Raw genomic sequence first — 25,201 nt, forward strand, 5'->3', positions numbered from 1 at the left:
AGAATGGCGGTTGTTAGAGTAAAGTCTAGTTAGTTACTTCTAAATATAGAGTTAAAGTTTCATCGTAATTGTTTTAGCTTCTGTATAAAATTCAAAGCTGTGTCGGCCGCCTTCACGACCAATTCCACTTGCTTTTGCTCCACCAAATGGTGTTCTTAAATCACGGATATACCAGCAATTGATCCATAGCAATCCAGCAGTAACTTGAGAAGCAACTCTTTGTGCTCTTCGTAAATCATTTGTCCAAACGACCCCTGCTAATCCATAAATAGAATCATTAGCAATTTGAATCGCTTCCTCTTCTGTTTTAAATGGAATGACAACAAGTACAGGACCAAAAATTTCTTCTTGAGCTACACGCATTTTGTTATCTACGTCATAAAGAACAGTCGGCTCATAAAAGTTTCCTGTTTCTAAACCTTCTACTCTTTTTCCTCCACATGCTAGCTTAGCTCCCTCCGCCAAACCAATTCGGACATATTCATCGACCGTTTCTAAGTGACTCTGTGATACAAGTGCTCCCATGTTTGTCTCTTCACTTAGAGGATCGCCTACTTTAATATTTTTTACCTCTGCTGTGAACTTTTCAAGAAATTGCTCATAAATGCTTTCTTGTACAAGTAAACGAGAACCTGCTAAGCATATCTCTCCTTGATTCCGATAGATTGCTTCGATAGATCCTTTTACTGCTTCATCTAAATCTGCATCTTCAAATACAATATTGGCTGATTTGCCTCCAAGTTCTAGCGAAACAGGAATTAGGTTTTCTGCTGCATTTCGCATGACCGTTTTTCCTGTATTACTTTCCCCTACAAATGAAATACGACGAACGGATGGGTGAGTAGACATAGTAGTCCCTACCGTATTCCCTGGACCCGTAATAATATTTAGCACACCGGGAGGCAAGCCAGCCTCATTAGCAATTTCTCCAAGCATCACTGCACTTAATGGTGTATAAGAAGCGGGCTTGATAACCACTGTATTACCAGATGCCAAAGCAGCTGAAGCTTTCCATGTCATCTGCATAAAAGGTAGATTCCAAGGGATAATGAGGCTTGTAACTCCTGCTGGTGAATATTTAGCATAGGACATAACATTATATTTTTCATAATGCTCATGCACCATGTATTTAGCCATCTCAGCAAAAAAACGGAAGTTTTGAGCTGCTCTTGGAATATCAAACTCTCGACTTTCTTTAATAGGTTTTCCTACATCTAGAGTTTCTAAATAAGCAAGTTCATCTACTTTCTCCATAATTAAGTCAGCCATTTTACAAAGGATGGCAGAGCGCTCTTCAACAGACATCTTGCTCCAAATACCGCTTTCAAATGCACGTTGAGCTGCGTCGATAGCGCGCTTTGCATCTTCTGTGCCGCCATTAGCTACAGAAGCTAATTTCTCGTTCGTTGCTGGATTAAAGGTATCAAAGGTTTGACCGGATAGAGCATCTACATGTTCTCCATTAATAAAAAGCTTTGCATCTTTTACTGTCATTTTTTCAATAACTGCCTCTTTATTCATCGGATATCCTCCTCATCCTCAATCTCTAAAACCATTTCAATCTCTACAGCTGTGTTATTGGGGAGCTGGGCCATTCCTACAGCTGAACGGCCGTGTTTTCCTTTATCCCCAAATACTTTTACGAGTAAGTCTGAAGCGCCATCCATTACTTTAGGCTGGTCCGTAAAGTCCTCTGTACTATTTACAAAACCAAGAATTTTAACGACACGTTTCACTTTGCTTAACCCGTCTAACTCATAACTTACCGCACTCAATAAATTCAACATGGATTGTTGAGAGGCCTTATACCCTTCTTCAATTGTTAAATCCTTACCTAACTTGCCGTGATATTGATCTACACCTTGGCCAGCAGTAAACAATAAATTACCTGTTCGTACACAGCTGACGTAGTTTCCTACTGAAGGACGAACCTCTGACAGTGTTAAGCCAAGTTCTTGTAATCTATTCTCTGGTGTTTGTACTGTTGGCATAAATGTCACTCCTTTTCTCTTGCTCAATGTTTAAAAACTTCGCGGCATTTCCACCTAACATATCTAACCTTTGTTGTTCAGTTAAATCCAGCGTTTCATCGAGAACTTTTCCGGGAACAACTTCACGTAGTAAAAATGGATAATCCGACCCCATAAAGACTTTTTCATGTCCAAAACGTTCAATCATGTACTTTATGTTTAGTGGATCGTAGTTTAACGAATCAAAATAAAATTGCTTTGCATAGTAACTAGGAGGATGTGTTGTCAGTCTGAGGTGCGGCCATACTTCCCACCCTTTATCTAATCTAGGAAGAATATAAGGGAAAGATCCTCCTCCATGTGCAAAACAGACTTTTAATTTAGGGAATTTCTCCATAATGCCACTCCATAGAAGAGTTGCGGCAGCTAGTGCTGTTTCACTTGGCATTCCTACGGTATACATAAAGTTATGATTTGGCATTCGATCACGGCCTAACGTTTCCCACGGGTGAATGAAAATTGGCACTTCCCACCTTTCAGCCATTTGAAAAAACTCAATGAAAGATGGATGGTCTAAATTTTGACCATTGACGTTTGTCCCAATCTCAATTCCATGCAGTTTTAATTCATTTATGCACCGTTCCATTTCTTTAATAGCCGTAGGTCCATCTTGCATAGGAACCGTCCCTAACCCAACAAAGCGATCAGGGTACTTAGCAACTGTTTCTGCAATAAAATCATTTTGGATTTTAGCCATTTCTAATGCATGTTCGGGCTGAGCCCAATAAGAGAAAGTAACAGGGATAGGAGATAACACTTGAATATCTACTCCTTCTTTATCCATGTCAGCTATACGTTTTTCAGGGCTCCATACTTGGTCTGTTACGTCTCTGAAATTTTTCCCTCCAACCATAATCGAGGCGCCGCATGTACATGTACGTTCTAGCACTGGCCAACGTTCACCACCATATTTTTGAGCAAAATCAGGGAAACTTTCTGGAATGATATGTGTATGAAAATCTATTCGCATTTCCATTCACTCGCTTCCGGTGCCATGACATGATTACACTTTTTACATGTGCGTAATTCTAAACTGCTGTTGAACTCCTGAATGGCTTCTTTTACTTGAATTTCAATATTGGTTAGCTGAACTTTCACACGATGCATCTCCGCATCACATTCATCACAGAACCATACAAAGTCTTCTAACTCCCCTTCACTTCTGTTTCGCTCGATAACAATACCGATTGTATCTGCTACACGGTGTGGAGAATGCGGAACGTTTGGAGGAAGTAAATACACTTCTCCTTCTTTCACTGTTACAACTTCGCGCTTGCCTTCTTCATTAATGATTTCAACATAGCAATCACCCTTTAATTGATAAAAGATCTCTTCAGAAGGATCTACGTGGAAGTCACGGCGTTTATTTGGTCCGCCCAAAATCATGAACATCAATTCTGAGTCTTTCCATACCACTTTATTGTTTACAGGTGGTTTCAATTGGTCTTTATGCTCTTCGATAAACTTCCAAAGATTTAATGGTTTAGATGATTGAATGGTATTTGTCATTGAGATAAGCTCCTTTTAAAAATTTTAATTTTCAAAAAATAAAAGTTATTTTTAATGCACTTGAAAATACTGAAACCTTAAAATGTTATTAATTAAGGATTTCCAGCTCGCTTACTTTTAATTTTTTCTGCATGTAGACGACTTCATTTGCTAAATTCTTAATGCGATCTAACACTTCTGGATCTCCTACCTCATTCTTTTGATTAAAGTGAGTGGTATGAGCGTATACATAACTTGGTGCCACAAAAGCGCGAAAGTAACCCGCAATAGGCTTTAACTGATTTTCAATCACTAAATAATGCTGATAAGTCCCGCCTGTGGCGATGAACCCCATTACTTTATTTCGGAAAACTTGGGGATGTATTAAATCAAATACATTCTTAAGAGCACCAGTGATTGACCCTTGGAAGATAGGTGAACCAATTACATAAAAATCAGCACTAGAGATAACCCCAATGACTTTTTTAGTATCTTCTGAATAAGTAGAGGGATCGCGACCATCACAAAATTGGATATTATAATCTCGTAAATCTAAAAATTCAATTTCGATATCTGGATGCTGCAATTTAGCTTCTTCAAGTACTTGTTGAACAACAACGCTTGTTTTAGAACCTATAATCGTGCCTGATATGCCTAATAATTTCATTTCCACTTTCCTCCTTTTAAAGAAGTCTCATACTTACCTTTAAACACTAATTTTTTTATACATATTCCTTTTGTAAAGACCAGCCTAATAAATCATTTGATTGTTCAATTGCGCCTTGCTGGAGTAACTGGCGAATTCTAGTAGAAGAGATTCTTGTTCCCTCTGCACAACAGACAGGTGGAATGATATCAACTAGAAAGTGCTTTGCCAGCAGCTTAATATCTCCTTCTCTATTTCGCCCGAAACGAAAATCGTTACCTACTATGATCTCCGATGGATTAAGCTTTTTTAAGTTATTGATAAAATCGATTGATGGGCGCTTAGCGTATAACTCATCAAAATGGATAATAACTACGTAGTCTACCCCTAACCGAGCTATCAGATTTACCTTTTGATCAATAGGCGTTAACACTTGATCTCTTTGGAAATGAAAACGAGGAGGAGGATCAAAAGTATAAACAACACTAGGTACTTTTAAAGCTTTACTTCGAGTTACAGCTCGATTAATTACTGCTTGATGTCCTTGATGCACCCCATCAAATGCACCTATAGCTATTACTGATGCTGGTAAAGTTAATATTCCATCCTCATACCTCTGCAACTTTACACCTCCCTTATTAAGAACGTGACGAACCTAGTTTCTATATCTATTAAAGGAGTTCATTTTTAGATAAAAGAAGTGTGGGTATCAGCTATTTGTTACTTCTTCCTTCTTAGCTCCTGTATTTAATGCAGCATCTACCATTGCAAATGAATGGCTGCGCTTATAGCTATTGTAGAAAATAGCTCTTTTACGGATTGGATCCCCTGTATAGTATCGCTCGTATTGAAGTAACCTTTGGCCAAATGCTTCTCCACACAAGTCCCATGCTAATTTAAATAATTGAACACGATCTATAGCAGGTACCCCTTCTCGGCCTCCATAATAACGATCTAAATCCTCTCTTAATTCAAGATTTTCAAAATCGGCTCCTGTAGGAGACATAAGCAAACCGCCTGCACCAATTGTTTGCATGACTTCAATAGCACGAGGGTACATTTTAGGAAGCAATCCACGAATTGTTTCTAAAGCTGTTTCATTTGGAAGAGCTTCTCCTTTGTCGTTAATCGTATACTCATACTCTGATGTTCGAAGCAAAGCTCTAATGGATTCTACGGACTGTATCAATTCCCCTAAGCTCTCTTGAACGTTTAGATATCCGTCTACACCGATTGCATCAGCTACTTTACAAGCTACTTCCGTTGCAAATTGAAGTTTGATTAATCCTCTTACACCAGATTGATGTGCGGGCTGTTGAGCGATTCCTGTTTTAGGGTAAAGAAGATTCGCAGCTTCAATATTGTTATATAAAAACACTCGGTTCCAAGGAATCAGCACATCATTAAAAATCAATACGGCATCCATCTCTTCAAATCGAGAGGCTAGTGGATGATCAAACACGGATCTCGTTCCGTCTTGCATAGCTTCTCGGCAAAGAATTCGAAGTCCCGGTGTATCGATTGGCAGCGCGAAAGCAAGTGCATAACGTTCATCTCCAGGTTTAAACCCTGGGAACGAATAAACAATAACTTCATCGGTAATAGGTGAGAGTGTGGCTAGCATTTTAGCCCCCTTTACAACGAGTCCATCTGGTGTTTCTTTGACAGCACCTAAATGAGTAAAGAGATCTTGCTGTTCATGTGAGGCTTTACTTCGGTCATTCTGCGGGTTGATAATAGCATGAGTTAAAAACAAGTCATTATCACGAATATAACGGTAATAATTTCTTATATTTTTGCCCCACTGTTCATTGTAATTATCTAGGAAACTAGCATTATGAAATAAAGAAGTGACCACAACATTTAAGAAATCCGGTGTTCGTCCCATCAGCCCAAAGGTAGCTTTTGCAAATGCTTCAAACACTTCTCGGCGAGCTACTAAATCTTCGTAACTTTTAGGAATTAAGAAAGCATTTGATATTCTCTCTCCTGTTTCTTCGCAAATATGAGTAATTTTCTCTTGGTAAGCCGGGTCATGCTGCATATCGTACAACTTAGCAATTTCTAAAATAGGTTGTTGAAATACCTTTTCTTCAAATACATTCGTAATTTTTCTTCCCCCTAACCAAATTTCTGGCTGGCGTGATTTTAGTGCATGAATATATTGAGCACCTGTACGAATCCCCATATTTGTTCATCCCCTTAAGGTTTAATAGTAATTAATTGAATTATAGTATTTGATTTTTTTCAGGGGTGTAGTCTGGTTAACATTTTTTTGGAGTTTTTTATTTTTGGAATAGAAAAAGTAACTCGAATAAGAATAAGAAATTTATATTATTGCATTTAAGCATCTTTCGCTTTAAGATATTGTAAAGAGCTTAACGTTTTTATAAAAATATTGGCTTTTTAAAAAATAGATGAAATAAAGCGCACATTATTGTAAGCGCTTACTTATTTTTGTTTTTTATATCAAAGTAAATAAAATGCCCCACTCTATAGTGTGTTACTTGATCTTTCAATTGTCTTTTCAATTTTTTAAGCGTATCTTATATTTTGTTTAAGGAGTGAGTATCATGGCTATTCTCTTCAATCACGAAAATAATTTCAAAAACTACTTAATGTACGGAAAAAGGCAATATATAAAACAAAAAAATGTGGTATATGAACAAGGAGACATAGGAAAAGGATTTTATTACTTGGACAGTGGATTAATTAAAGTCCATACCTCTATCCCCTTAGGGAAAGAACGTGTGTTAAACATTGTATTGCCAGGTCAATTGTTGGGAGTTCAAGCAATGGACCAACAAGCTCATTTCACTACCGCTACTACGGTAAAAGATTCCGTACTATATTATTTTAGTTATAACGATTTCAAAACGCTTATAACTCTCCACCCGCCCATACTAAACCTTATTACAAAGAGTATTATTCAAAAAATGCATATCCTAGCCGAACAAATTAACTTACATACATTAACTACGGAACAACAAATCGCCACTGTGCTCTTAAACATCTATCATGACTTTAAAAATTATGAAATTCCTTTAACACAAAAGGACTTAGCAACGTGTACCGGTTTAACAAGAGTTACAGTTTATAAAACATTAAAAAAATGGAAAGAAAAAAAACTAATAGATAGTAAAAATAAAAGATTTCTAATTAGGAACCCGGATCTGTTAAAAAATTATCTCTTTCATTGATAAACGCTGTGGTCACGTTATCAAAATAAAGGTTCAATAATGCTTCGTGTATGAAATGTTTCTACAAGTTTAAAATACACTTTTATAGAAAGGTGATTAAATGGTAAACCTTCGATACATATGGCGTCCTTTTTTAAAGTATGGACAGATGATAAAATTAGAAGAAAACACTACTATCTATTATCAAGGAGAAGATGGTAAAGGATTTTATTATTTAGATAAAGGAAGTGTAAAGATTACTCTCTTGACTGAGAAAGGAGCAGAACGTACGGTTAATTATGTACCTGAGGGCATGTTATTAGGTGAAAATGGTATTAATAAAGAGCCTTATTTAACAACTGCAATAACTATAACTCCATCCGTTTTATATTATTTTACTAATGAAGTAATGTTAAAAATATATGAGGAGGAACCTAAAGCAGTAATTCTCTTTACAAATTCTCTTCTCTATAAGTTTAGACTACTAGCAGAAATCATTACTTTTCTTAATCTCCCCGTTGAGCAACAGATGGCCCATTATTTATTAAAGCTCGTGAAAGAAAATGAGGAATTTCCCTTTAATCAAACCTCCTTTGCCCGTTATGTTGGTACTTCTCGTATTACTGTAAATAAGATTATTCAAAAATGGAGTAAAGAAAAATTGATTGAGCTATCTAATCAAAAGATCTATATTAAAAATATCAGTAAACTTAAAGAAATAAGAGATCAAAACAGCAAAAATATAGGAAATTTAGACATGCTAATGCTCCCATTAATATAATTTTAAATATATTTGCGGTGTTACTTCGTAAACAGAAGATATTGAGGCAAAAATTCAATTTCATTTTAAGTAATCAACAAATCTTCGGTATAGTTGTTTTATCATTCTACATGAAATGTATAATCAATAAGTAAGATAGTACCTACAGCACAAGTGAAAATATAATTGAATAAAAAGGAAGTTATCAATTGGTGAATTATTCCACCACCCTAATATGCATGTGTAATCAATACAAATATGCAGAGAAACGCTCTCTCAGGAAGTTAACTTTATTTTTATTTATAACGAATCATTTTATGCAAATTTCAATGCTGGAGAAACTTCGGTTTTCTTGCTATCTAAAGTTAGCTATTATAATGCCAATTACTGTTACTGAAAAAGACCTTTAATATAAAGGCCTTTTTCACTTTTTAATCCCTTTTTAATTTTAGTGTTAATCTTTCAGAAACCTGATGAAATTAAGCAAACTGAGATCGGGGTAAATAATCCTGAGCAGATAATTGCCAATCTAAAAATCCATGATGACCTTCCCTTCCATTTCCCTTATATTCGGCATTTATAAACGTTCCTTTTTCGCTGTATGAATATAACCAATCCTGCTTCCTCAAATTTTCGATAGGCTTATCTTTGAATGTATTTTGAACTAAATTTTCTTTTTAGTTTAAGTGGCAGAACTACTATTTGAGACTATACAAATAATAAAATTGGAGACTTTATATCAAAAGAAATTCACTAAAATAGGAATCAATTTTTTTCAAATATCCATCTTATATACTTCACGAGCTATGGATTCCAAGATATAGACAACGGGGACTTGTGTAGTTATATCTGAATATTTAAATTGCTCCTCCGTTTCATAACGTGCATTTCTTCCAAGGGAAGTTTCAAACCTCTCTTCTGTTACATAATACGGGATATTTATATTAGATATCTTAGAAATAGTTGAGTATTTACTATTGGTAATACTAATAACCTTAATTCCTTGCTCTTTTAATCGGTTAATATGCGTAATAATAGCAGGAGTTTCCCCAGATACAGACAGAGCTACCGCCACACTGTTGGAGAGGAGCTTTGCATGAATAGGGAAGTACGGATCATTTATATACATTGAAAATTTACCTACGCTTGAAAAATATCGTGCTCCATATTCAGCCATAATCCCTGAGCTTCCTGTACCTATAAAGAGTACATTATTGGATTCTGCTACTAAGTGTGCAGCCTTTTTAATATTTTCATTTATATTGCCCTGTGATATTCTTTCGAAAAATTCTAATACAGAATGTTCAACACTTTTTATAGTTGTCTTTTTAATTTCTTCGAGATGTAATTTAAGCTTCGTTTTAAACTCCGAGAATCCCTCGCAATTCAATTTCCTACAAAAGCGTAAAATGGTAGAAGTGGATACATGAGTCTCATCTGCGAGTTCACGGATGCGCATATAAGCCACTTTTTCCTCATTTTCACAAATGTAATTATATAAAGATGTTTCTAATTCATTTAACGAAGCAATCATTTCAGCTGTAAACATGTATAACTCTCCCTCAATTAAAAAAGATATTTCTTTCTTTTATTTTACTCTTTTTTAGGCATGTTACTATATCTAATTAGTGAAACAAGACGTTACATGTATGTAACAAATTCCTTCTCATGTGATAAAAACCTAAATGTGCTTGATGTATTTACGCCTTTACTCCGTATAGATAGAATCGTCTTATAAAGTTTAATCTCTCTTCTACTCCTTTATAGATTAAGAAAGCTAAGGGACGTTAGATTAAACGAATATTTCTATTTCAAACGCTTACTCCGTTTATTCGGATAACGAACAAAAGAATATTGGTACATTATATGGAGGTGCTTAAGGTTATGACGAAAGGTATTAAAATTGTAACGATTGGTGGAGGATCCAGTTATACACCTGAATTAGTAGAAGGTTTTATCAAGCGATATAATGAATTACCAGTAAGTGAACTATGGTTAGTAGATATTGAAGCAGGAAAAGAAAAGTTAGAGATTGTAGGAAACCTGGCAAAGCGTATGATTGAAAAAGCAGGTCTTCCAATTGACGTTCATTTAACCCTTGATAGAAAAAAAGCGTTGAAAGACGCTGATTTTGTCACAACCCAATTTCGTGTAGGGTTACTTGAGGCTCGCGCAAAAGACGAAAGAATTCCTCTAAAATATGGCGTTCTTGGACAAGAAACAAATGGTCCCGGGGGATTATTCAAAGGATTACGTACAATACCAGTTATTTTAGACATCTGCAAGGATATAGAAGAATTATGCCCTAATGCATGGTTAATTAACTTTACAAATCCTGCTGGTATGGTGACTGAAGCAGTATTGCGGTACTCCAATATCAAGAAAGTTGTGGGATTATGTAATGTTCCAATCGGGATGGAAATGGGAATTGCAAAGTTATTAGATGTCGATCACTCTCGTATTCGCATCGACTTTGCTGGGCTAAATCATATGGTCTATGGTTTAGATGTGTATGTAGACGGTCAAAGTGTTAAAGACAAAGTCATCGATTTATTAACAGACCCAGCTAATAGTAGCTTCGTAAAAAATGTTGAAGGTTTAGGTTGGGAACCAGAGTTTATCAAATCACTTAATGTTCTCACATGTCCTTACCATATGTATTATTACAAAACGAACGATATGATTGAAAAGGATTTAAAGAATTCACAAGCAGAAGGCACTCGTGCTGAAGTTGTTCAAAAGCTAGAAGAAGAGTTATTTGAGCTATATAAAGACCCAAATTTAGCTATTAAACCACCTCAGCTAGAAAAACGAGGCGGAGCATATTACTCAGATGCCGCTGTTCGTTTGATTACTTCTATCTACACAGATAAAAGAGATATCCAGCCAGTTAATACAAGAAATAATGGTGCTATCGCCAGCATTCCAAATGACTCCGCAGTAGAAGTAAGTTGTATCATTACAAAAGATGGCCCTAAGCCAATTGTAATAGGAGATCTCCCAGTGCAAGTTCGAGGATTAGTACAACAAATTAAATCATTTGAAAGAATCTCAGCAGAAGCTGCAGTTACAGGAGATTATAATAAAGCGATTCTTGCTTTAACCATTAATCCCCTTACTCCTTCTGATACAATTGCAAAAAAAATTGTGGATGAGATGCTAGAAGCTCATAAAGAACATTTACCTCAGTTCTTTCACAAGGTAGAAGTATAAAATTTTGACGATGTTGCTTCTAAAAAACTTTAGGTAAATAAGTCTTTATCATGAATGTTTACTATTTACATGATTAAATCACTCTCTTTGTTTATAATTCGAAGAACGTAAAACCTGAATGAACTCTATTTCTGTTATATACGTCCTTGCTTATAGTATGTAAGATTAACTTTTCTATTGGTATGCAGTGCTTCAATCGATGTGAAATTGATTTATTTTTTAAAACGTTAATTCATGCTACCATTCAAAAAATCTTCAAACAAAAAGCATTTCTCTATCAAGAGAAATGCTTTTTGTGGTGTTCGTCCTAATAGAACAAAAAATAACTCCTTTTGTAAACTAAATTTTGAATCAACAGTTAAAAGAAACGGTATCAGAAATTAAGTAATAGTAAAAGTTAATAATATGGAGGTGTTTTCTTATGAAAAAATATGAAATAACATTTCATCTAATTAATGGTGAAGTAGGTCATTTAGTTGAGGCTAAATCACTTATTCGTGCAAAGAACTACATACAGTACAGGTTTGAAGATAAAAGTAAAGTATTAGATTTAGCAAATGATTTAGTCATTGTTAAGAGAAACGTCCAATACTTTACCATAGCTGAAAAAGAATAATTAAAATTGCTCAGGATGTCTGTAGAAAGCACTAAAAAGTAAAGTAAAAGATACCTCTCCTATCAATTAGGAGAGGTATCTACTGGAATAATCTCTGAAATGATGTAGTTTTAGGCAAGATATCCCCTTAAAATTACGCTATATCCGTCCGTCATCTCCCCATTTTTAATGGAGCAATTCGATTAATAAGGATCGACTTCGTGACTTTTCTTTACAGCATCTTTTGTTGCTTCATTTGCAGCTAATGTACCTTGCCCATATTTTGATTGCCCTGCCTCACGACCAGGCAGCTCGTTTGCAGTTTTCATATCCTGCATTTCATGTAGTTTCTTTTCAATACCTTCCTTCACACGGCGGCCATATTCTTCATCAGCTTGCGTAAAATGAGAAATCATCGTTTCTTGGATCTGTTTATCACAAATCGCAAGTGCATCAGATAGATTTTTAATCAACTCATCACGCTCCCAATCTTCAAAACTACGGTACGTGTGACCTGCTTGACCATAGTTGTTAGGACGATCAATTGGCGCACTCATTGCGGCCGCATTATACATTGGCTGATGTGGAACACGGTCTTTCTTACTTTCTTCCTGAAAGCCACCAAGCATTGAAGGCTCATAGTTAATATGTGGATTATCACCAGATTCTTTTGGATCACGAGTATCCATTTGACCGCGCTGCTGGTTCGTATGAATAGGCACTTTTGGTGCATTCACAGGTAATTTTAAATAGTTCGCACCTACACGGTAGCGCTGCGTATCTGAGTAAGAAAACGTACGACCTTGTAGCATTTTATCGTCTGAGAAGTCCATTCCATCCACAAGAACTCCTGTACCGAAGGCAGCTTGTTCGATTTCTGCATGGAAATCCTTTGGATTACGATCTAGAACCATACGCCCGACTGCCAACCATGGAAACTTATCTTCCGGCCAAAGTTTCGTATCATCGAGGGGATCAAAATCAAGCTCTGGATGGTAATCATCCTCCATAATCTGTACGAAGAGCTCCCATTCTGGATAATCTCCGCTTTCAATTGCTTCGTATAAATCTTGTGTTGCATGCCCCACGTTTTTTGCTTGTATCGTATTTGCCTCTTCTTGTGTTAAGTTCCGAATTCCCTGCTTCGGTTCCCAGTGATATTTCACTAGCACAGCTTCACCTTTATCGTTCACCCATTTATAGGTGTTTACACCAGATCCCTGCATGTGACGATATGTCGCTGGAATCCCCCATGGAGAGAATAAAAATGTAATCATATGAGTAGCTTCAGGTGTACGCGAAACAAAGTCAAACATTCTTTCAGGATTTGGCACGTTTGAAGCTGGATCTGCTTTAAACGCATGAATCATATCAGGAAATTTCATTGCATCACGAATAAAGAAAATCTTTAGATTGTTCCCAACCAAGTCCCAATTTCCCTCTTCCGTATACATTTTTACCGCAAATCCACGTGGATCCCGAGCTGTTTCCGGAGAATCTTTTGCTCCGGCAACTGTAGAGAAACGAACCATCAAAGGTGTTTTCTTGCCGGCACCTGAAAATACTTTCGCACGAGTATACTTCTCTACTGGTTCATCCCCGACTTTCCCATATGTTTCAAAATAGCCAAATGCTCCAGATCCTCGTGCGTGTACGACTCGCTCCGGAACTTCTTCTCGATCAAAATGAGAAATCTTTTCGATAAAGTGATAATTTTCAAGTGTTGCTGGACCTCGATTTCCAATTGTACGAATGTTTTGGTTATCTCTTACAGGGTGTCCCTGACGTGTAGTCAGTGTTTCACGTTTCATATCATCTTTGTTTGAAGCATTGACATCTTTATTCTCTGCCAAAATGAAAACCTCCTTCGAATAATCACTTTAATCTTTTTCCCTTTACTGGTAAATATATTCAATAATATTGAACTTTTCATAATTTATCTCTCACACTATGAATTCAAATCTATATATACACGAACTCAGATCTTAAATCATTGCTTATTCCTTTTCCGGCAGAAAAAATGAAGTCATATGCTGTTTCTACACTAGTTAATTCGCCGAAAAATGATGTTGAAGAGTGTCTATCTCCCATTAGCAGCTCGTAAGACTCTACGCGTATCAATTAAGTACAAGGAGGAAGTTCTCTACCAAACAAGACTATAAGCGAGAATGGTTTCCCAGTCTTCCCTCAGCTTTTAAAACCCATTTTTAATAAAATATTTTTTAAAATACTTATATAAACCACGAAATGTTTTTAGCTGTAATAAGACGAGAATATATTAAACAAATAGATAAGTTATGCTATACCTGTATTTTTCATGAACTAGGCGAGAAATCAAAAGATGTTCCAATATGTGTGATTACTTGATGAAGTTTTGAAAGGACTTTTCAACTGACTCTATCTAATATTTAAAAGAAAAGATAATGTACGGTAGAACATCTCACCATCCTCATCTCAGTTCTTTGATTCTTTTGCCAGGGACCCTCTGTCAATCGCTTCAGGTTAGTTTTCTAACCATCCATGTTTAACCATAATATTGTAAGCAGGTACTGATTATTGAATCAAGTTGGATTTTTTAGATGCTATGTAGCTACTGCAGTAAGCTTGCCTTTCCACTCAAAGAATAAAAAAGAACCTTTACTTCAGTAGGTAAGGAGTTAATAATGATGTAAGATGTATAGTTATTCCTTTTATAACTTCTAAAAATATAAAATCAGCTAAGGTATAATTCTTTTCCTAATTTTAAATAACCATTATCATGGATGCTTTAAGTTATTATAAAGATAAAAAGATTAGGAACAGAAAAAGGAAGAATGGAGTCCATTCTTCCTTCAGCCATCATTATAAAGTTGTCTTAGAAACGTCCGCCGCCAAGTTGTTGCTCAGCCATTTGTACAAGACGCTTTGTGATTTCGCCACCTACTGATCCGTTTGCACGTGCAGTTGTGTCAGCACCAAGGTTTACACCAAATTCGCTCGCGATTTCATATTTCATTTGATCGATTGCTTGTTCAGCCCCGTATACTAATAATTCGTTGTTGTTGCTGCTTTTGTTGTTTGCCATGTTGTGTCACCTCCTTGTTTCTTTTAAGTTTCCTATTATAGGAGAGGTGTATACATGGTAAATGATGGATGTATAGTTTCTTAACCCATAACTATAATAAAAGGAAGAAACAATTACGCTGTAAAAAGTGAAATTACATGTTTCATTTCCTTGTATAAAAATTAAACATTTGCCATGTTTAAAAAAAAGAACCGTATCTTAAAGATAAGGCTCTTTTTTCTATTTATTGATGTCGAAGCTTGTCAATTTACTTATTGTCTGGTTAGCTACACCCTCTTGAACCATTCTAATTGCCATAGCTTTAATGGCTTCTTCTCCTCCTCCTTTCTCGCCAATCTTTTCTCCTTCTATTTTCCCAAGATTCTCAGCTCTTCATCTTGTTCTGAATCTTGACTCACACATTTCCATTCGTCTATCGCTTTTTTAGTACTTAATTTTCTTGCATCACAACTCCTGCAATACCTGAGTGATTTCTTCATCTTTAGATGCTTTAAGTAATAATAACCATCGTACAAGTTAATCTTCTCATGGATCTACCTCTCTATGACGCCACTTAATTAACAGTTTCGGAAGTTCCATAAAATGAATTAAACATGGAGGGATTTTTCTAAATTAAATTCTATCAAAAAGAGAGCTTCCAGATATACCCGGATTCGTCATCTCATACGGATTTAAAATTAATTCAAGTTCCTCCTCGGTCAATACGTCATATTGCAAACATAGTTCTCGTACCGACCTTCCATTTAATATAGCTTCTCTAGCTATTCGTGCTGCTACTTCATATCCGATATGTGGATTTACCGCTGTAATAATCCCTACACTTTTTTCTACGTATTCTTTTAAGCGTTCTTCATTTGCTTCGATGCCTTCTAAGCAATGTTCTGTAAAAACATGAAATGCGTTATTCATAATGCTGATTGACTGAAGTAGGTTAAACACGAGAACAGGCTCCATTACATTTAGCTCAAGCTGCCCTGCTTCTGAAGCTAGACATATTGTATGATCGTTACCTATTACTTGAAAAGCCACTTGATTAATCATTTCAGGCATAACTGGATTGACCTTTCCAGGCATAATAGATGAACCAGGTTGACGAGCTGGTAATATAAGTTCAGCTAATCCCGCACGAGGACCTGATGCCATTAATCGAATATCATTTGCGATTTTAGACATATTAATCATACAAACTTTTAAGGCAGCAGAGACTTCTGTATAAGCATCTGTATTTTGGGTAGCATCTACAAGATGATCCGCACCATGCAATGGTAACTCGCTAATATGAGCTAGATGTCTCACAACGTTTTCGATATAACGAGGATCAGCATTTAACCCAGTTCCTACGGCTGTTGCTCCCATATTTATCTCGTATAAATGCTCACGCGATTGCTTGATACGTCTTATATCACGCTCTAAAACACGACTATATGCCTCAAACTCTTGACCGAGTCTGATTGGAACAGCATCTTGTAAGTGAGTACGACCCATTTTTATAATATGGTCAAATTGTTGGGCTTTTTTTTGAAATACAGATTTCATCTCGCTCATGGTTTTTACTAGCTTTTCTAGTAAATTGAGCGTTGCTATATGAATCGCAGTCGGGAATACATCATTTGTAGATTGCGACATATTTACATGACTATTTGGGCTTAGATGCACATATGATCCTTTTTCATGTCCAAGTAACTCAAGAGCCCGATTAGCAATCATTTCATTTATATTCATATTCATTGATGTACCGGCTCCACCTTGAATAGGGTCAACGATGAACTCATCATTTCTTTTTCCTTCAATGATTTCATCCGCAGCTTTGATAATTACATTTCCTAGTCCTTCATACAAACGTTTCACATCCATATTAGCAAGAGCTGCAGCTTTCTTTACAATGGCTAAAGCTTTAATAAGCTCTTCGTGCACTCTGTAGCCTGTTATTGGAAAATTCTCAACCGCACGTAGTGTTTGTATTCCATAATATGCTTCATTTGGAACTTGCTTTGCACCTAAAAAATCTTTTTCAATCCGTACATCTTGTTGTTCTTTTACTTCAGTATTCACCACGATGTTTCCTCCTATTTGTTAGTCATTATTACTAGTTATGCGACATCAGATTGTTTTATAGATGCTGCATAACGTTCTGCCTTTTCTTGATCAAACTCGCCTTCCCATTTGGACATTACAATAGTAGCTAATGCATTTCCTATTACATTTACAGATGTACGAAGCATATCTAAGATGCGATCGATACCTGCAATGAAGGCCATGCCTTCTAATGGAAGACCCATTGAGCTGAGTGTTGTCAACACCACCACAAACGAAGCACCTGTAACGCCTGCCATTCCCTTAGAAGTCAACATCAATACGAGTAAAAGTGTAATCTGTTCTGCAATAGATAAATGAATGCCGTACATTTGAGCAATAAAGACTGCAGCAATTGCTTGATAAATAGACGATCCATCAAGGTTAAAAGTGTAACCTGTAGGAATAACGAAGGAAGTAACAGCCTTTGGACATCCGAACTTCTCCATTTTAGCCATTAACCTTGGTAATACTGATTCTGAGCTTGCAGTTGTAAAAGCCAAAATTAGCTCATCTTTTAAAATTTTCATAAGGGTAAATATGTTTATACCAGCAAATTTCGCAATAATTCCTAGTACAATAAATACAAAGAAAAACATTGTAGCATATATAACTAATACCAGTTTCCCTAAAGGTATTAATGAACCAATTCCAAACTTTGCTACGTTCACACCAATTAATGCAAATACACCAAACGGAGCAAACTTCATAACTAAGTTTGTCATCCAGAACATGGCTTCTAATACACCATCAAAGAAACTCAACACAGGCTTTCCTTTTTCTCCGATAACTGCAATAGCTACTCCAAACAGTACAGAAAAAAAGACTATAGCAAGTAGATCACCCTCTGCCATCGATTGAAAGATGTTACTTGGTATGATATGAACAAATTTATCAGCAATACTACCACTTTCACTTGCTTTAGCTGTTTCCTCATATGTCGAGATATTACCTTTTTCCAGATTCCCCATATCAATCCCAGTACCTGGATGAAATATATTGGCAGCAAGTAAACCAATAGCTAATGCAATTGTAGTAACGATTTCAAAATAAAGAATCGTTTTCCCACCTAGTTTTCCTAGTTTTTTAATATCACCTACACCTGCTATTGATACCACAAGGGCGGCTACAACAATTGGAATAACAATCATTTTGATTAAATGAAGAAAGATATCACCCATTGGTTGAAGGATAGACATTGCTGTTTCATTACCATAGAAAACTGCACCTACGATAATACCTAAAGCAAGCCCAATAAATATCTGTGTAGCTAATCCAAACTTTCTCATAAATGAAACCCCTTTCATTTTTCTTTTTCTTGATGAAGCAAGGACTTTCACCATAAAACTTATCACTTAACTTACCGTTTAACTAGCAACAATAATTTCCAGTATGGATATAACTATTGGTCAACCCCTTCTTTTAGTGTTGATAATATTTATGATGAATATTGGATACTTCCAAAGTTAATAATTATAATTTTCTTTAAATTTAATTATCCAATGTAATTATTATAAATTCCTTTTAGCAAGTTGAGTTATAGAAGAAAGCTATAAGGTTATAGAAGATATTAATGGTATTTAGATAAAGTAATTATTTTCTACATAAAAAACACTAAACCCATTAAGTACAAATGGGTTTAGTGCTGTTCAAACATTTTATCTTTTAAGAAATCCATGAAAACAGATGTAGGTTTCCCTTTTAAATAAATGAAATCAATGCTAATGTTTGTTTTCACAGGAGGAGTCATTTCTACTCGGAATAACTCTTCATTTTTTAATTCCTTTTTGACACAATGCTCAGGTAAAAAGCAGATGCCTACGCCTTGGAGTACAAGATTCTTGGCTGTTTCCATATTATCCACTTCTAAATATACATTTGGATTTAATCCCTTATTTAAGAATAAGCGATGAATGGCAAGCCAATCTATCGATTCATAATCAAAAAAGATAAGTGGCTGCTTACTGACATCTTCAACTGTTACACTCTCTTCTTTTAAAAAAGCATGGTTCTTAGGAACAAAAAGACTGATAGGATCATTATAAAGACGAATTGATTCTACTTGAGGATGGGTTTCTGTTCGCACAATACCAAAATCCACCTCTTCATTAATCACCTTGTGTAAAATGTCTTTAGAATGGCCTGTTAAAATCTTTATTCGAACGTCCTTAAATTCTGAAATAAATGCTGGCAAAATATCTGGAAGCATATTATTAGAGATTGACGAAGCACTTCCAATCACCAACTCATAAGGGATATTCACTTGCTGCAAACCATACTTTGCTTCCTGATAAGACTGAAGAATTTTTTGTGCGTGTGGAAAAAAATACTCCCCTTTTTCAGTCAAAGAAATCTTATTTCCGTTTCGATGAAAAAGCTTTATGTTAATTTCACGTTCTAGAGACTGAATCCGTGCTGTTACAGAGGGTTGAGTTAAATAAAGAGCTTCTGCTGCTTTATTGAAACTACCTAGTTGACACACATAGATGAAAGCCTCAATATTTTCAATATTCATCTTTAACTGCTCCTTAGTTTCGTTCATCATTATTTTTATCTACTATAACCCTTTCCTATGCAGGACTTAAAAGAAAGAGAGGAAGCCATTTTAAATATTACACTAATTGAATCCTATTACTTGCCTCATTAGCTGTTTTAATGATGGTTTTAGCTAAAATTTCCGTTGGATCAATAATAATCATTTCATCAGATGATTTAAGTACAAGAGGAATTTCCGTACAACCTGCTATAATCGCCTCTGCTCCCTCTTCGATCAACTTGTTAGCAACTGTGGAAAGGCTCAGAAACCCTTTTGCTGCTTTTCCACCCTTAATAGCATATATCCCTTCCATCACTTCTTTTTGTATGACCTTATCTGGCTCCAGAACTTCTATATCAAAGTTCTGGCAACTATGTTGATACAATTTTGTATTAATCGTTCCATCCGTAGCTAACAAGCCTATTTTTTTTAAATGATTTTCTTTTAGATATTTAGCTGTTTCTACAGGCATATGTAGGATTGGAATACGAACAGATTCTTTTACTGCTTCAAAGAAGAAATGAGCTGTATTACATGCAATTACCAGAAAATCTGCGCCCGCTTTCTCTAAACGTTGCGCTGACTGGATCATATATGGAGAAGGATCTATACCTTTTCCTAAAATTGCTGTTGTTCGATCTGGTATTTGAGAAAAACTGTCAGCAATGACATGGATATGATCTTGATCTTTTGTTGCGGGTGTATAAGAAACTACTTTTTTCATTAAATCTACGGTTGCTAATGGACCCATTCCACCTATAATCCCTACTACTTTTGGCATTTTCTTCACCACTTTAAAGTTATTTTAAATAAAATATTTTAGCCAATCCTGCTCTTTAGAGAATTAATTTATTTGAGCTATTTTTCTTTATTATAGGTTTTGTTTTGAAGGATCGATTATAGAAATACTCTATACATTAATAGAAATTTTATATTAGCCCATAAAAAGGGATTGATACCCACGATGCAATTGGTTGAATATAAAAGCAATAAAGATAAAAAGACCTTAATTAATTTGTTAATAAGGTCTTTTCAGTATATATAAGATTTATGACGTATTTAAAAAAAGAAAAAATGACCATTGTTACTTATCCGCTAAACGCTTGAGTTGAGTACCATAAGATAATGATTCAAAGGAAACAGAAACATTTGTGGTTCTAGAGAGTAATTTTACATTAGAAAAGTACTTTGATTAAAGATAAGCAGTTGATTGTCTAATAACTAGCTCAGGAGATAGAAGCAAGCGTTCTTTATAAGGCTTAGAATCCTCCATTTCTTGAATTAATAGATCAACTACTTTTGCCCCCATCTCTTTTATAGGTTGAGAAACCGTAGTAAGCATGGGAGAAGTGGTAGTAGACAGCACAGTATTATCAAATCCCACAATTGATAAATCCTCTGGAAGATTTAGATTTGCTTCTTTTGCAGCCTGTATGACACCAGCTGCTAATAAGTCATTACAAGCAAAGATAGCAGTAGGTTTGTCGTCCAATGAAAGAAGCTGCTTGGCACTCTCATATCCTTTTTGGATGGTAGCTTCTGTTTTTATTATGTATTCATCTCTTATAGGAAGACTTGCTTCTTGAATTGTATCTCTGTATGCTGCTAAACGTGGTGTATTACTTCGCACATCTTCTGAAATAATCCCAATTTTCTTATGTCCTAAAGATAATAAATATGAAGTAGCTAAGTATCCACCTTTATAATCATCAACTGTTACGGTATTCATAGACAAGCTAGGTATTTCTGAAGCTATCAAGACACTAGGTACTCCCTTATTTATCATCTCTTCAAGTAAATGTGTACTTCTAAAAGCTGAGGCAACCACTACGCCATCTACTCTTTGACTAGTCAACAAAGATAGGTATGTCTTTTCCTTTTTTACATCGTTATCTGTATTGCACATCATAACGTTTAATCCTATTTCATGACTGCGATCTTCAATACTTCTCGCAATTTCAGAGTAAAAAGGGTTAGATATATCCGGAACAAGCAAGCCTATCAATTTTGTTCGCTTCCCTCTTAAAGAAGCGGCAGCTGCATCAGGCTTATAATTAAGTTTCTCCATTGCGACTAGTACTTTCTTTTTAGTCTTTTCACTAATCTTTCCTGTATGGTTGATGACTTTTGAAACCGTTGCTATGGAAACACCTGCTTCTTGAGCCACACTGCGAATAGTTATTTTCATAAAATTCCTCCTTTCAATCAGATATTTAGTTTGTAAATAGGTATGTATTACAATAGATTAATTTTATTTATTATAGCATATAAATTATACCCTTTAATAAATAGACAGCTTTGCCTAAAGCAAAGCTGTCTGCCATTATCCGTCCGTCATTTATAATTTTTATACATATTAAAGAGTGATCCTTAAGAAATTATCTTGCCTGTTTGCTCTCTAATTCTTGATCATCATAGGAACGGAAATAGTATTCCAGTTCTTCAAGTGATTTTCCTTTCGTTTCTGGTAAATACCTATTCACGAATGCGATTGCTACTAATCCTAATACGCCAAATACCAAAAAAGTAGTAGATAAGCCTATAGTGCTAAGTAACACAGGGAACGACAAACTGATTAAGAAATTAACAATCCACATCCAAAATACACTAAAACCCATACCAAGACCACGCATCCTTAACGGAAATATTTCCGCCAGTGTTAACCATGTTACAGGTCCTATGGCCCCTTGCATGAAAGCTAAAAACACAACCGTTAAAGAGAGAACGATGTAAGGAAGTGCCGCGGAACCATTGAGAATAAAAGAGAAAAAACCAATGAGAAAAAGAGACGTGGTAGTACCGCATAAACCGATAATCAACATTGGCCGTCTTCTCACTCTACCAAGCAACCAGATTCCAACCAGCATCGCAACTACCGAAATAACACCATTAGCAATGTTTCCAATTAACGCTGCTTTGGTTCCCCATCCCGTATTCTTAAGTATTTCTGTTCCATAGTACATAATTGCGTTCACACCGTTAATTTGATTAACGATAGCAATTCCAATTCCTAAAAATAAAATGCGGCGCACCCAAGGAATAGACAAATCTTTAAAACTAGACTTTTCTAATTTGGACTCTTCGTCAACTGACGATTTAATTTCCTTCAGTTCTATATTTGCCTGATTTTCCTCCCGGATTTGTTTAAGCACTCTTAAGGCATCACCTATTCTGCCTTTTGATGCAAGCCAACGAGGACTCTCTGGAACGATTAACATTCCAAACCATAATACAACAGCTGGTAATGACGCAATAACTAACATGAATCTCCAGACATGCCCTACATCCCCTAATACATTGCCCAAGATTGCATTGCACGTAAAAGCTAAAAACTGCCCTGTAACAATCATTAATTCATTTTGTGTAACAATCTGTCCTCTTGTTTCAGCTGGTGACATTTCAGCTAGAAAAGTTGGGACAGTTACAGATGCACCACCCACAGCAACTCCTAAAACGAACCGACAAATGACCATTAACGTAGTGTTTGGAGCAAAGGTGCATCCAAGAGTTGCTATAAAAAATAGCAGCGCTAGATATAAGATGTTTTTGCGACGACCGTTATAATCTGATAAACGTCCGCCAAATAATGCACCAAAAGCTGCACCCAATAAAAGGGAACTAGCGACGAGTCCCTGTGCAAACGGATTTAAATCAAGCTGGTTTGCTTCTGACATATACGGTAATGCCCCATTTATAACGCCAGTATCATATCCAAAGAGCAGACCACCGAATGTGGAGATAAAGGCAATTTTCCTAACCATTCTTTTAGGGTCCTGTTTCTTCCCTTTTGTCTCTATGTACATCCATTCTCCTCCTACTCCTATTAAACATAAAAAGTAATGTTTACGAGCTTATAAAATTAGTAGAAAACCAACGTTAGATAACGCTTACAATATTAAAAGAACCAATTTCCTATTATTTAGAAGGACTCCGGGAAACACATACTAGTGCCCCAATAGGTAACAGTATGGCTATTCAATTATAAAGATGATGGCACAATTTTATAAGGCGACTGTACTGAAACGAGTTCTCCTGTTTCAAATGATTCTTTGCAAGCGTAGCCTAAAGCAGTGGATAATACTCCATCTTCTACTGTGACGTTTGGTTGTCTATTTTCTCTAATACAAGAGATAAACTCTTCAACTTCACTTAAATATGCCTGCTCAAATCGCTCTAAGAATCCATCTGAACATTCTTTTATTGCTCCATTTTCATCAAATACAGTTACCATATTCTTTTCTGGGATTGTTCCAATTCTTAAGGTTCCTTTTGTACCAATAATTTCAGTTTCAATATGATAGCCGTGCGCACAGTTACGGCCCGCAACAAAAATACCCATTGTGTCATTTTCAAATTTCACTAAGGCAGCACCCGTCTCCGCGTCATTTAATTCTTTAATTTCAGGATAACCATAAGATCCGCCAATAGCCCACACTTGTTTAGCTTCTGAATTTAAGTACCATCTAGCTAAATCCAAATCATGGATAGCCATGTCTAGGAATAGACCGCCACTATAATTGTTCTTAGCAAATGTCATGAACCCATCAATTGCTTTTGTAGGATCAAGACCATAGCAACGAATCAAAACGGGATCTCCTATTTTCCCTTCTTCAATTTGTTTTTTCGCGTATGCATACGATTTATCATATCTTCGCATAAAGCCAACCATAAAAATCTTATCCGTATGTTTGTCAACCACTTCTTGTACTTGTAACGCTTCTTCTAGATACAAACCAAGAGGCTTTTCACTAAAAACATGTAGATTAGCATTTAAGGCCTTTTCAATTTGTTCACAATGAAAACCCGACGGCGAAGCAATAAGAATGGCATCTAGCTCTTTGTTCTGTATCATATCGTCATAATTAGTATAGGCGTATTTAACTCCCCATTCTTCCTGTACCTGTTCAGCCTCTTCTTTGATCACACTGCAAACGGCCAGTAATTCACAATTTGGGATTCGAAATGCTAAATTTTCTGCATGTTTTCTTCCCAATCTCCCTAATCCGACGATTCCAACTTTAACTTTTTTCATTATTGATCACTACCTTTCAAGAATTTAATTAGAATATTCAGAAATAAAAATATAAAAATAAAAAGAAAACGTTTTCCTTATGTTTTTTATTATAATTAGCTTTTTATAACAAAGTCAACATTTTTCTAATTTAAATATAAAAATCCTTATTTAACAGTAAATAAATACTTATAACCGCTGATTAACCATCAGTATATTGGTTCACTTTTAAACACAGATTAATTTTATTTCTTATAAAATTAATCATTTTAAGGAAAACCTTTTCCTTTAATTGATTGTAAACCATTCAAAAAGATGGTTAATGTACCGTTTTGTTATGAAGGAGCTAGCAGCGACTCCGACAAGCGTATTACCTCAAATTGAAAATAAATATTTATACCTTACACAAGACAATTTAGTTATGAACCGATATCGGTACAATTTTTTGTTCCAATTTTATTTGGTTCCCTTGGGTCCATCATTGGCTTCTTTCCTATATTTTGGTCAAATGCTGCTCTCTTTTTATTTAGCGGGTATTCGCTTTTTGAGAGGGATTCTGCTTCTCGAAAATCAAATTCGTTAAATCGATCATGATGTTGTGAAGAA

Annotated in this window: 21 protein-coding genes; 4 read left to right on the forward strand and 17 right to left on the reverse strand. The window is 35.7% G+C overall.

Annotated features, from left to right (window positions below):
* Positions 1-51: 51 nt before the first annotated feature.
* From ACLHDF_RS02085 to ACLHDF_RS02115, 7 genes are all read right to left on the reverse strand, one after another.
* On the reverse strand, positions 52-1,521 hold the full coding sequence (locus tag ACLHDF_RS02085) for an aldehyde dehydrogenase (RefSeq protein ID WP_413917383.1): 1,470 nt from the start codon (positions 1,519-1,521) through the stop codon (positions 52-54).
* Entirely contained in the window at positions 1,518-1,991 is a 474-nt protein-coding gene (locus tag ACLHDF_RS02090; RefSeq protein WP_413917384.1) for a RidA family protein, read from the reverse strand. The genes ACLHDF_RS02085 and ACLHDF_RS02090 overlap by 4 nt, the downstream gene beginning before the upstream one ends.
* A complete protein-coding gene (locus ACLHDF_RS02095; RefSeq protein WP_413917385.1) occupies positions 1,963-3,006 on the reverse strand; it encodes an amidohydrolase family protein in 1,044 nt (347 codons plus the stop codon). The genes ACLHDF_RS02090 and ACLHDF_RS02095 overlap by 29 nt, the downstream gene beginning before the upstream one ends.
* Positions 2,991-3,539: a 3-hydroxyanthranilate 3,4-dioxygenase gene (locus ACLHDF_RS02100; protein WP_413917386.1), complete on the reverse strand. Its 549-nt coding sequence runs from the start codon at positions 3,537-3,539 to the stop codon at positions 2,991-2,993. Before ACLHDF_RS02100 ends, ACLHDF_RS02095 begins: the two co-directional genes overlap by 16 nt.
* Before the next feature lie 88 nt (positions 3,540-3,627).
* Complete coding sequence (locus ACLHDF_RS02105) at positions 3,628-4,185, reverse strand: NADPH-dependent FMN reductase (protein ID WP_413917387.1); 558 nt, start codon at positions 4,183-4,185, stop codon at positions 3,628-3,630.
* Positions 4,186-4,240: 55 nt separating this feature from the next.
* Positions 4,241-4,786 (reverse strand): FAD synthetase, encoded by a 546-nt coding sequence (locus ACLHDF_RS02110; protein WP_413917388.1) that lies wholly within the window; start codon positions 4,784-4,786, stop codon positions 4,241-4,243.
* An 87-nt stretch (positions 4,787-4,873) separates the two neighbouring features.
* Positions 4,874-6,352: a 4-hydroxyphenylacetate 3-hydroxylase family protein gene (locus ACLHDF_RS02115; protein ID WP_413917389.1), complete on the reverse strand. Its 1,479-nt coding sequence runs from the start codon at positions 6,350-6,352 to the stop codon at positions 4,874-4,876.
* Between the two features lie 382 nt (positions 6,353-6,734).
* On the opposite strand from ACLHDF_RS02115, the gene ACLHDF_RS02120 reads away from it, so the two are divergent.
* Together ACLHDF_RS02120 and ACLHDF_RS02125 are read left to right on the forward strand one after the other, a co-directional pair.
* Positions 6,735-7,364 (forward strand): Crp/Fnr family transcriptional regulator, encoded by a 630-nt coding sequence (locus ACLHDF_RS02120; protein ID WP_413918245.1) that lies wholly within the window; start codon positions 6,735-6,737, stop codon positions 7,362-7,364.
* A gap of 100 nt (positions 7,365-7,464) precedes the next feature.
* Entirely contained in the window at positions 7,465-8,124 is a 660-nt protein-coding gene (locus ACLHDF_RS02125) for a Crp/Fnr family transcriptional regulator (protein WP_413917390.1), read from the forward strand.
* Between the two features lie 754 nt (positions 8,125-8,878).
* Here the strand turns inward: ACLHDF_RS02125 and ACLHDF_RS02130 are convergent.
* Complete coding sequence (locus tag ACLHDF_RS02130) at positions 8,879-9,652, reverse strand: MurR/RpiR family transcriptional regulator (protein WP_413917391.1); 774 nt, start codon at positions 9,650-9,652, stop codon at positions 8,879-8,881.
* A 335-nt stretch (positions 9,653-9,987) separates the two neighbouring features.
* Here ACLHDF_RS02130 and ACLHDF_RS02135 point away from each other — a divergent pair, with 335 nt between their 5' ends.
* On the forward strand, positions 9,988-11,316 hold the full coding sequence (locus ACLHDF_RS02135; RefSeq protein WP_413917392.1) for a 6-phospho-beta-glucosidase: 1,329 nt from the start codon (positions 9,988-9,990) through the stop codon (positions 11,314-11,316).
* Between the two features lie 421 nt (positions 11,317-11,737).
* On the forward strand, positions 11,738-11,932 hold the full coding sequence (locus ACLHDF_RS02140; RefSeq protein ID WP_413917393.1) for a hypothetical protein: 195 nt from the start codon (positions 11,738-11,740) through the stop codon (positions 11,930-11,932).
* Positions 11,933-12,114: 182 nt separating this feature from the next.
* Here ACLHDF_RS02140 and ACLHDF_RS02145 read toward each other — a convergent pair whose 3' ends face one another.
* The 9 genes from ACLHDF_RS02145 to ACLHDF_RS02185 form a co-directional block, all read right to left on the reverse strand.
* Positions 12,115-13,764 (reverse strand): catalase, encoded by a 1,650-nt coding sequence (locus ACLHDF_RS02145; protein ID WP_413917394.1) that lies wholly within the window; start codon positions 13,762-13,764, stop codon positions 12,115-12,117.
* 1,001 nt (positions 13,765-14,765) lie between these two features.
* The gene (locus ACLHDF_RS02150; protein ID WP_013084404.1) at positions 14,766-14,975 is read right to left on the reverse strand and encodes an alpha/beta-type small acid-soluble spore protein; all 210 of its coding nucleotides are present in this window, start codon (positions 14,973-14,975) and stop codon (positions 14,766-14,768) included.
* 612 nt (positions 14,976-15,587) lie between these two features.
* The gene (gene aspA / locus ACLHDF_RS02155) at positions 15,588-17,027 is read right to left on the reverse strand and encodes an aspartate ammonia-lyase (RefSeq protein WP_413918246.1); all 1,440 of its coding nucleotides are present in this window, start codon (positions 17,025-17,027) and stop codon (positions 15,588-15,590) included.
* 38 nt (positions 17,028-17,065) lie between these two features.
* On the reverse strand, positions 17,066-18,337 hold the full coding sequence (locus tag ACLHDF_RS02160) for a cation:dicarboxylate symporter family transporter (RefSeq protein WP_413917395.1): 1,272 nt from the start codon (positions 18,335-18,337) through the stop codon (positions 17,066-17,068).
* A gap of 350 nt (positions 18,338-18,687) precedes the next feature.
* Positions 18,688-19,563: a LysR family transcriptional regulator gene (locus ACLHDF_RS02165; protein WP_413917396.1), complete on the reverse strand. Its 876-nt coding sequence runs from the start codon at positions 19,561-19,563 to the stop codon at positions 18,688-18,690.
* Positions 19,564-19,660: 97 nt separating this feature from the next.
* Positions 19,661-20,365 carry an aspartate/glutamate racemase family protein gene (locus ACLHDF_RS02170; protein WP_413917397.1) on the reverse strand — a complete coding sequence of 235 codons (705 nt, stop codon included), beginning with the start codon at positions 20,363-20,365 and terminating at the stop codon, positions 19,661-19,663.
* Between the two features lie 411 nt (positions 20,366-20,776).
* A complete protein-coding gene (locus tag ACLHDF_RS02175; RefSeq protein WP_413917398.1) occupies positions 20,777-21,772 on the reverse strand; it encodes a LacI family DNA-binding transcriptional regulator in 996 nt (331 codons plus the stop codon).
* A 190-nt stretch (positions 21,773-21,962) separates the two neighbouring features.
* Entirely contained in the window at positions 21,963-23,387 is a 1,425-nt protein-coding gene (locus tag ACLHDF_RS02180) for a sugar porter family MFS transporter (protein ID WP_413917399.1), read from the reverse strand.
* Between the two features lie 176 nt (positions 23,388-23,563).
* The gene (locus tag ACLHDF_RS02185) at positions 23,564-24,616 is read right to left on the reverse strand and encodes a Gfo/Idh/MocA family oxidoreductase (RefSeq protein ID WP_413917400.1); all 1,053 of its coding nucleotides are present in this window, start codon (positions 24,614-24,616) and stop codon (positions 23,564-23,566) included.
* Positions 24,617-25,201: the final 585 nt, after the last annotated feature.

This window comes from Priestia megaterium, from assembly GCF_046599315.1.
GTDB lineage: Bacteria > Bacillota > Bacilli > Bacillales > Bacillaceae_H > Priestia > Priestia megaterium_F.

Coding starts and splice junctions, on each gene's coding strand:
- ACLHDF_RS02085 (WP_413917383.1), bottom strand. CDS start 1,521: ATGAATAAAGAGGCAGTTATTGAAAAAATGACAGTAAAAGATGCAAAG.
- ACLHDF_RS02090 (WP_413917384.1), bottom strand. CDS start 1,991: ATGCCAACAGTACAAACACCAGAGAATAGATTACAAGAACTTGGCTTA.
- ACLHDF_RS02095 (WP_413917385.1), bottom strand. CDS start 3,006: ATGGAAATGCGAATAGATTTTCATACACATATCATTCCAGAAAGTTTC.
- ACLHDF_RS02100 (WP_413917386.1), bottom strand. CDS start 3,539: ATGACAAATACCATTCAATCATCTAAACCATTAAATCTTTGGAAGTTT.
- ACLHDF_RS02105 (WP_413917387.1), bottom strand. CDS start 4,185: ATGAAATTATTAGGCATATCAGGCACGATTATAGGTTCTAAAACAAGC.
- ACLHDF_RS02115 (WP_413917389.1), bottom strand. CDS start 6,352: ATGGGGATTCGTACAGGTGCTCAATATATTCATGCACTAAAATCACGC.
- ACLHDF_RS02125 (WP_413917390.1), top strand. CDS start 7,465: ATGGTAAACCTTCGATACATATGGCGTCCTTTTTTAAAGTATGGACAG.
- ACLHDF_RS02130 (WP_413917391.1), bottom strand. CDS start 9,652: ATGTTTACAGCTGAAATGATTGCTTCGTTAAATGAATTAGAAACATCT.
- ACLHDF_RS02135 (WP_413917392.1), top strand. CDS start 9,988: ATGACGAAAGGTATTAAAATTGTAACGATTGGTGGAGGATCCAGTTAT.
- ACLHDF_RS02140 (WP_413917393.1), top strand. CDS start 11,738: ATGAAAAAATATGAAATAACATTTCATCTAATTAATGGTGAAGTAGGT.
- ACLHDF_RS02150 (WP_013084404.1), bottom strand. CDS start 14,975: ATGGCAAACAACAAAAGCAGCAACAACAACGAATTATTAGTATACGGG.
- ACLHDF_RS02160 (WP_413917395.1), bottom strand. CDS start 18,337: ATGAGAAAGTTTGGATTAGCTACACAGATATTTATTGGGCTTGCTTTA.
- ACLHDF_RS02165 (WP_413917396.1), bottom strand. CDS start 19,563: ATGAATATTGAAAATATTGAGGCTTTCATCTATGTGTGTCAACTAGGT.
- ACLHDF_RS02170 (WP_413917397.1), bottom strand. CDS start 20,365: ATGCCAAAAGTAGTAGGGATTATAGGTGGAATGGGTCCATTAGCAACC.
- ACLHDF_RS02175 (WP_413917398.1), bottom strand. CDS start 21,772: ATGAAAATAACTATTCGCAGTGTGGCTCAAGAAGCAGGTGTTTCCATA.
- ACLHDF_RS02180 (WP_413917399.1), bottom strand. CDS start 23,387: ATGTACATAGAGACAAAAGGGAAGAAACAGGACCCTAAAAGAATGGTT.
- ACLHDF_RS02185 (WP_413917400.1), bottom strand. CDS start 24,616: ATGAAAAAAGTTAAAGTTGGAATCGTCGGATTAGGGAGATTGGGAAGA.